Consider the following 7,154-nt stretch of genomic DNA (forward strand, 5'->3'; position numbering starts at 1 on the left):
TGCTCCGCCTACTGACGGAGAGGACCGTGACCCGTAGACGTGATCCCTTCACCAATGCGCTGGACAGCCTGCGTTCGCGTGCCGAGCAGGGCATCTATGTCCCGGGCTCCCCGGTGGTCATCATGGACGAGGCCCGCAGGCTGTCCCTGTCAGCGACGCCCGTGCGCGAGGCCCTGGTCTGGCTGTGCGGTTACGGGCTGATCGAGCGGTCTCCGATGGGAGGCTTCCTGGCACCGCGCCTCGACCCCGCCATCGTCCGCGACCGTCTCGAGTTCCGGCTCCAGTGCGTGATCAACAGCCTGACTGCGTCTCGCACGAGCATGGCCCGTGACCAGGCCATGGCAGGGAGCGGTGTACAGGCTGGACGTGCCCTGCCGGGCCTGATGCTGAGGGCCGTGAAGCGCACCGGCAATGCGGCCTTGATCGACGCCTACCAGCGGGTGTGCAGTCAGCTGATCCAGCTGGCGTCGGCGGAAGCCCGCCTCTTCCCCGATCTGGACAGCGAGGAGGCGGACGTTGTGCGTCTGTTCGAGACCGCGGACGACGGCCTGGCGGGAGCCCTCATCCTCTATCACCACAGGCGTATGGAGGCGGCTCCGCTGCTGATCCTGGAAGCCGAGGCGGTTCGGGGCGCGATCCGTGACGCCGGCTGACCTTCGTGCGCGGCTGGCCGGCCTGCTGCTCGGCGGGGCTGCGGGTCTGTGCGCGGCGACGCAGGCGTTTGCGTGGACCTACGGAAACCATGCGGCCCTGGGTGCGCGGCTCCAGGTCTCGTCGGAAGCCGCCGTCTATCCGCCCTGGGCGATCCTGGGCTGGCGACTGAAGTTCGGCGAGGAGGTGCAGGGCGCCATGTCGAGGACCTCGCCCCTGATCCTGATCGGCATGGTCTCGGGGCTTGGACTGGCGACCCTCGCGTCGGGTGGCTCGCAGGCGCGTGTTCGCGGATGGGGCGGGATGAAGGACGCGCGCGCCGCCGGGTTGCTGGCCGACGGCGGGGCGGTGCTCGGGCTTCTCGATGGCAGGGTGCTGGCGACGACGGATCTTCGCCCGACCCTCGTCACCGGGGGAACCCGCAGCGGCAAGGGCCGGGGGCATGTCGTGCCGACCCTGCTGTCGTGGGGCGCAAGCGTCATGGCGCATGATCCGAAGGGAGAGCTGTGGCGAACCACGGCGGGGTGGCGTTCGGGTTTTTCGCACGCGCTCTACTTCAGCCCCCGCGACCCGGCCTCCGCACGCTGGAACCCGCTCGCCGAGATCCAGCCCGGTCCCGGGGAGCTGGCACCCATCCAGAGGCTGGTCGCCATACTGTCCGACCCGGGCGGAGTGCGGGATGACGAAGCCATCTGGGACAAGGCGGCTTCCGAAATCCTTGAGGCTGTGATCCTGCACGTCCTCCATTCGGCAGAGGATGACCAGAAGACCCTTCTGACCGTCCGGGACCTGTTGGCTGATCTGGATGGCACGGCCGACGTCATGCTCAAGACGTTGCACAGTCTCGGGCCAGACGGCGAGCCGGCCGTCCACCCTTTCATCCGGACCGCCGTCAAGGGTTATGCAGCGATGCACGACCGGTTCCGCACCTCGGTCCAGGGGACGGCCCGTTCGTATCTGAAGTGGCTGGCAGGCGAAGACCTCGAACGCGTCCTGTCGGCTTCGGACTTCGCCATGGGCGACCTGATGTGCGCCGACGCGCCGGTGTCTCTTTTCGTCCAGGTGGCTCCGGCCGACGCAGCGGCCCTGCGTCCGCTGGTCCGGCTGCTGTTCTATGCGGCGGCCCAGGCTCTGACAGCCCATGAGACCGAGGATGCCACCGGACGGAAGAAGACCCACCATCTCCTGATGCTGATGGATGAGTTTCCGTTGCTCGGCCGTCTCGCCTTCTTCGAGAAATCGCTGCGGCTGATGTCGGGATTCGGCATCAAAACCTTGTTCGTCGCCCAGTCCCTGAACGACATCGTAGAGACCTACGGGCAGCACAATACCATCCTCGACAACTGCCATGTCTACACGGCCTTCTCGGCGCTCGACCCGCTCACCGCGGACAAGGTGTCGAAGCTGACGGGCATGGTGATGGAGACCCGGACCAGTCGCAGTTCGGCAGCCGGGCTGGGCCGGGGACGCAGTTCGGTGTCGCGCTCGGAAACGGAACGCCCGCTTCTGGAACCCGGCGAGGTACGCGCCCTGCCGGACGACCAGCAGCTGGTCTTCGTCACGGGCCGGCGGCCTTTGCGGACGAAGAAGCTGAAGTACGATCGCCGGCGACCGTATCGCAAACGGGCCGACCTGCCAGCGCCGGACCAGTCGGCTCGCCTGGACGGACCGCCGGCGCGCCCTCACGCCTGGGCCGGGGTGAGGGCGCGCGGCGTGGATCCGGAGGCCCAGCTGCCTCTCTTCAAGGAGATCAAGGCGGCCATCGACGACAGGAAGGCTGCGGCCGTGGTGAGCCAGGCGATGACCGATGTCGTCCGGCAGATGGGGGCCCAGGAAGCGGTGCTGGACAGGCTCCAGGAGGAGAGGACACATGACGAGGACTAGCGTGCCCGCGAGCCGGGTTCAGGTCTATCTGACCGATCAGAAGCTGTTCGCGGCGCTGAACCGGGAGGCGCGCGCGGCGCGGGTGCCGCTCAGCCAGGCGGCAGGCCAGGCCATCTCGCGGGGGCTGCTGCGCAATCCGCGCGCCGATCCCGAGGACCGGATGCAGAACCTCGAACGATCCCTGCGCGATCACATGCGGTCCACCGCGCGTGACATGCAGATCGTTCAGGAGCTGCTGATCGAGGTAGCACGCGCCTTCTTCCTGCGCCTTCCGGACGTGATCGCGGACCAGGATCCGACCGTCCAGGCGGCGATCGATATCAGGATCGAACGGCTGCTCGACGCGACCGCGGCACGGATCGTGGCGGGCACGCGGGATCGCCAGATCGATCCGGGGAAGGACAGCGCTTGACCCATCCGATCGTCGCCGAGCGCAAGCTCGAGGCACTGCGCCATGCGCTGGGACCCGTGGTGCTGGAGGCCTTGCTCGAGCCGGCCGTAGTGGAGATCATGGCCAATCCGGACGGGCGCATCGTTCTGGATCGGAGCGGGGAGGGGCGCAGGGACACCGGCGCAAGGCTCTCCGCCGAGGCCAGGGAGCGGTCCGTTCGTCTGATCGCCGACTATATGGGCGAGAGTGTCGCCCGAGAAACCCCGCACCTCGCCGGCGTTCTGCCGTCGACGGGCGAGCGATTTCAGGGGTTGATGCCGCCGCTGGTGGCGCAAGCCGCCTTCTCGATCCGCAAGCGGCCGGCGGTGATCTGGACGCTGGAGGACTACGTACGGGATGGGGTGATGACGCAGGTCCAGGCCGACGCCCTGCGGCTGGCGGGTGCGGAGAGACGCAATATCCTCGTCTCCGGCGGGACGGGATCGGGCAAGACGACCCTGGCCAATGCGGTGCTCGCCGATCCAGCCTTCGCCGACGATCGGGTCTTCCTGATCGAGGACACCGCCGAGCTGCAGTGTTCGGCCTGGGACGTCGTCGCGGTGCTGACCCGGCGGGACCCGACACTCGGGGTGGCGGATCTGGTGAGATCGGCACTCCGGATGCGACCGGACCGGATCGTGGTCGGAGAGATGCGGGATGGGGCCGCTGCCCTCGAGACGCTTAAAAGCTGGAACACCGGCCACCCCGGAGGGCTGTCGACGATCCACGCCAACTCGGGGGAGGATGTGCCACGGCGGCTCGAGGATCTGATCCTGGAGGTTTCGCCGGCGCCGCCGCGCCGCATGATCGCCCAGGCTGTCGAACGGATCGTCCATATAGCCCGGACCCCGGAGGGACGACGGGTAGAGAGCGTCATGGCCATGGTGGGATTGGACGGCGAGCGGTACAGGCTCGCCAGGCTGGCCTAGCGAGGCCAGGAGCGCCCGTGACGACGGAGCGTGGACCTAGGCGAGGAAGCGCAGGGCCACCGCGTCCAGGGCCGTACGGATTTCGGCTTTGGACGCCCTGCTGACCCCGGCTTCGTCAGCGAACCGGGACCAGCCGTCCACTGCGGCCCGCACCTCGTCGATCACGGAGGCCATGACGGCGTCAGACAGGCCGTACCTTCGTCCGAGCGCCTGTACGTTCGAACGGGTCGGATGGCGGCCCTCGCCCTCGATGTCGAGATAGTGCTCTCCGCCGGGGCCCGCCGAATAGGTGAGGTCGTAGGCGGGGGCGAGACGCCATTCACCGCCGGCATCCATGAGATAGCTGTGCTGGCGTGTGTGGTCGTCGCGATTGCTGGCCAGGACGTTGAAGACCATGCGACGGAAGACCGCGAGCAGATCGTCCGCGTGGCGCGTGATGGTCATCGTCGCCCGAAGGAACAGGTCGTAGCTCGAGGGAAGGCGCCATGACGCTTCGACCGCACCGCTCAGCGAGACCATGTGCAGGCGTAAACCCGGATGAGGCCGGTCGAACCGTCGCGTCGCGAAATAGCCGGGCCCTGTTCTGGATGGCAGAAGACGATAGGGGGCCATCTCCAGCCCCGCCGCGATGGCCATGGCCGCATAGGCCGCTTCGATCGGACCGATGTCGGGCGGGTCGTTCGTCGCTGCGAATTTCACGATCCAGGAGTCGTGGCCGGGAGCCGTCTCACCCTCCGACACGGAGATACGCCCTGCACCGTCGAACCCGACATGCACCTTCGGACGGGCCCCGCCCGACCCGCCGGCCAGGGTGGCCAGGGTGGCCGCGAGCTCGCCTTCCTGGCCGGCCAGGATGGCCATGGATTCAGCGGCCAGGGCATCCAGGTCGAGGCTTTGCACTTCCGGCGGGGGCGCGGCCGATGGCTGATAGGTCAGGGCTCCACGACCCTGGTCACCGACCAGGGCCAGACGATCCAGGGGGCTCAAGCCGTCGATCTGTACGCCGAGCCTGGCCAGGCGACGGCGCATGACGAGATGGCCCCACCCCTCCGGCAGGCTGTCCGACAGAAAGCCATGCAGGCCGTCGAACTCGCGTCCGCGCGCGGGATGAAGGCCGGGTTCGGGTGGATAGAGGAGGCCGGAGACCGGTAGGGCTGCGGCGATTGCCTCGCTGGACCATTCCAGCTGAGCCAGACCGCTGGCCATGGCCAGCCGGCCGATCGGCATCGGAGCCCCGGCATCGTCGAACTTGAGGCTTGCGGCCAGCGGGGCTCCGGGCACCAGCTTCATGATCGCTGCGACCTGCGCGCCCGTACCCGCACGGGCGACGTCGCCTCCACGCTCTGACGCTTGAGGAGGTCATCCAGGCTGGTGGCGGCCGGTGGCGGGAAAAGGGTCTCGAAACCGCCTTCGCATCGCAGGGCGACGGCCGCCTTGATCACGTCCTCAAGCGAGGCCTTGCCTTCAGTCTCGAGCCTTCGCCAGGTCCGGTAAGCGACGCCCGAGCGCTGGGCCGCGACCTGCTGGGTCCAGCCCAGGGCGATGCGACGGGCCTTCAACCGTTCGGCAAGGCCATGCTGGATCTCGAGTGGTGTCTTCAGCATCGTCCATATATGGCCAGTTATACATCAAAACGCAAGATAAATGTCCGTATCTGGCCATCTAATGTGGCGTAGGGAGAGGCTACTGCCTCACGCTTCGTGCCACGTCCACGCATCGATTGGACGGTCTTCATACTGCCCCTCCATCCTGGACTGAGTGCACCGGATGGGCGCTCCGGCCAGGTCGTTGGCCCGGTTTCAGAGTGGGAACGCAAACCGCGTCCGTGTCCAGGATCGTAGGATCCGGGTGACTTGATAGGGCGGTGCCCGAACGCGGTGGGCTCGGACCGCTTTTCTGACCGGCCCTGAAGTCACGCGCAGATTGTGGCGGGCCGGTGTTGTTGCCCGCTCGCGCCGGGTTCGGTTGCCAGCCGATTATGACGAAGCTGTTCAAGGCCAGTGCCGGCATGGATCTGGCGGGACTTTTGACAAGTCATCGACGCGTCAACTCAACCCCAGAGCAGCAAAATGGATCTCTGCTGGAAGAGTTACAGCAAGTCATGAGTAACTTATAGAAAAGCTACCGGATTTCGTCTGATTTTTACTGTTGACAACCTGTGGATGGATGGGTTTGCAATGAGTCGAAGCGTGCAGGGACACGCCGAAACGAGGGACTTCAGATGCGTGGAAGACTGGGATGGCGCCTGTTCGGCGCGACGATGGCGTGCGGCCTGATGGTCGCCGGACCCGTGCTGGCCGGAGGATCGGGCATGCCGTGGGAAGGGCCGCTGCAACAGGTGGTGGAATCCATAACGGGACCGGTGGTCCAGGCCGCGGCCGTGGTGGCCGTGGTCCTGTTCGGGGCCGGGATCGCCATGAGCGAGAACGGCTCCTCCATGCGACGGGGCCTCGGCATCATGTTCGGCCTGTCCATCGCCTTCGCCGCGTCCACCTTCTTCCTGGATTTCTTCGGCTTTGCCGGTGGGGTGGAGATCGGCTGATGGCCCACGCCTCGACAGAACGCCGGGAAGGCTATGACCTGCCGGTCGCCCAGGCCCTTGCCGAGCCCGTGCTGATGGCGGGCATGCCACGGGATTATGCCATCGCCATGGGCACGATCGCTGTCGTCCTGGGTCTGGCGCTGCGGATCTGGTGGCTGGGCCTTCTCTGGTGGGCAGTCGCCCATGCCATCGGTCTGTGGGCCACGCGGTCCGATCGGCGCTTCTTCGATGTGCTGCGGCGTCATCTGGCGCTGCCGGCCCACCTGGACGCCTGACATGCGCTTCCTGGACGAGTACCGGAAGATGCCCGCCTGTCTGGCGGATCACCTGCCCTGGGCGGCGCTGGTGGCCCCAGGTGTGGTACTGAACAAGGACGGGTCCTTCCTGACCGCCTTCAGCTTCCGTGGTCCAGACCTGGAATCCTCGACAGAGGACGAGCTGATGGCCGTGCGGGCACGGTTGAACAATGCCCTGAAACGCCTTGGTACGGGCTGGTGCGTCCACATGGAGGCGCGCCGGAGACCGGCGTCGCCCTATCCGGAGAGTGTGTTCGATCTGGACGCGGCCTGGCTGGTCGATGCCGAACGGCGCGAGCGGTTCGAGGCCTCCGATCCGGCGTTTGAGACGGACTACCGGCTCTCCCTGACCTGGCTGCCGCCGGTCGACGAGACCCGTCGTATGGAGCGCTGGCTCTACAATGGACTGGAACGGAACGGCC

8 protein-coding genes and 1 pseudogene are annotated in these 7,154 nt (G+C 67.0%); 7 read left to right on the forward strand and 2 right to left on the reverse strand.

Annotated elements, in window-relative coordinates; genetic code table 11:
• The first annotated feature begins 26 nt into the window (after window positions 1-26).
• The 4 genes from WC585_RS16740 to trbB are packed head-to-tail and all read left to right on the forward strand — an operon-like array spanning window position 27 to window position 3,894.
• Window positions 27-653 carry a hypothetical protein gene (locus WC585_RS16740; RefSeq protein WP_373259117.1) on the forward strand — a complete coding sequence of 209 codons (627 nt, stop codon included), beginning with the start codon at window positions 27-29 and terminating at the stop codon, window positions 651-653.
• Window positions 640-2,535: a type IV secretory system conjugative DNA transfer family protein gene (locus WC585_RS16745; RefSeq protein WP_373259119.1), complete on the forward strand. Its 1,896-nt coding sequence runs from the start codon at window positions 640-642 to the stop codon at window positions 2,533-2,535. The genes WC585_RS16740 and WC585_RS16745 overlap by 14 nt, the downstream gene beginning before the upstream one ends.
• The gene (locus tag WC585_RS16750) at window positions 2,522-2,947 is read left to right on the forward strand and encodes a hypothetical protein (RefSeq protein WP_373259120.1); all 426 of its coding nucleotides are present in this window, start codon (window positions 2,522-2,524) and stop codon (window positions 2,945-2,947) included. The genes WC585_RS16745 and WC585_RS16750 overlap by 14 nt, the downstream gene beginning before the upstream one ends.
• Window positions 2,944-3,894 carry a P-type conjugative transfer ATPase TrbB gene (gene trbB / locus WC585_RS16755; protein ID WP_373259122.1) on the forward strand — a complete coding sequence of 317 codons (951 nt, stop codon included), beginning with the start codon at window positions 2,944-2,946 and terminating at the stop codon, window positions 3,892-3,894. The genes WC585_RS16750 and trbB overlap by 4 nt, the downstream gene beginning before the upstream one ends.
• A 36-nt stretch (window positions 3,895-3,930) precedes the next feature.
• Here the strand turns inward: trbB and WC585_RS16760 are convergent, their stop codons facing one another.
• Together WC585_RS16760 and WC585_RS16765 are read right to left on the reverse strand one after the other, a co-directional pair.
• A complete protein-coding gene (locus tag WC585_RS16760; RefSeq protein ID WP_373259125.1) occupies window positions 3,931-5,184 on the reverse strand; it encodes a type II toxin-antitoxin system HipA family toxin in 1,254 nt (417 codons plus the stop codon).
• Window positions 5,181-5,498 carry a helix-turn-helix transcriptional regulator gene (locus tag WC585_RS16765; protein ID WP_373259126.1) on the reverse strand — a complete coding sequence of 106 codons (318 nt, stop codon included), beginning with the start codon at window positions 5,496-5,498 and terminating at the stop codon, window positions 5,181-5,183. The genes WC585_RS16760 and WC585_RS16765 overlap by 4 nt, the downstream gene beginning before the upstream one ends.
• 617 nt (window positions 5,499-6,115) lie before the next feature.
• On the opposite strand from WC585_RS16765, the gene WC585_RS16770 reads away from it, so the two are divergent.
• The 3 genes and pseudogenes from WC585_RS16770 to WC585_RS16780 all read left to right on the forward strand — a co-directional run.
• The gene (locus WC585_RS16770; RefSeq protein WP_373259128.1) at window positions 6,116-6,436 is read left to right on the forward strand and encodes a TrbC/VirB2 family protein; all 321 of its coding nucleotides are present in this window, start codon (window positions 6,116-6,118) and stop codon (window positions 6,434-6,436) included.
• Window positions 6,436-6,711 carry a VirB3 family type IV secretion system protein gene (locus WC585_RS16775; protein WP_373259130.1) on the forward strand — a complete coding sequence of 92 codons (276 nt, stop codon included), beginning with the start codon at window positions 6,436-6,438 and terminating at the stop codon, window positions 6,709-6,711. The genes WC585_RS16770 and WC585_RS16775 overlap by 1 nt, the downstream gene beginning before the upstream one ends.
• A gap of 1 nt (window position 6,712) precedes the next feature.
• Window positions 6,713-7,154, forward strand: a pseudogene (locus WC585_RS16780) (conjugal transfer protein TrbE); the annotation flags it as partial.

The sequence above is a fragment of the Brevundimonas sp. genome, from assembly GCF_041648055.1.
Lineage (GTDB): Bacteria > Pseudomonadota > Alphaproteobacteria > Caulobacterales > Caulobacteraceae > Brevundimonas.

What these genes read in the sequence shown, in the direction of transcription:
- WC585_RS16770 (WP_373259128.1), top strand. Translation starts at nt 6,116, where the DNA reads ATGCGTGGAAGACTGGGATGGCGCCTGTTCGGCGCGACGATGGCGTGC.
- WC585_RS16760 (WP_373259125.1), bottom strand. Translation starts at nt 5,184, where the DNA reads ATGAAGCTGGTGCCCGGAGCCCCGCTGGCCGCAAGCCTCAAGTTCGAC.
- WC585_RS16765 (WP_373259126.1), bottom strand. Translation starts at nt 5,498, where the DNA reads ATGCTGAAGACACCACTCGAGATCCAGCATGGCCTTGCCGAACGGTTG.
- WC585_RS16775 (WP_373259130.1), top strand. Translation starts at nt 6,436, where the DNA reads ATGGCCCACGCCTCGACAGAACGCCGGGAAGGCTATGACCTGCCGGTC.
- WC585_RS16750 (WP_373259120.1), top strand. Translation starts at nt 2,522, where the DNA reads ATGACGAGGACTAGCGTGCCCGCGAGCCGGGTTCAGGTCTATCTGACC.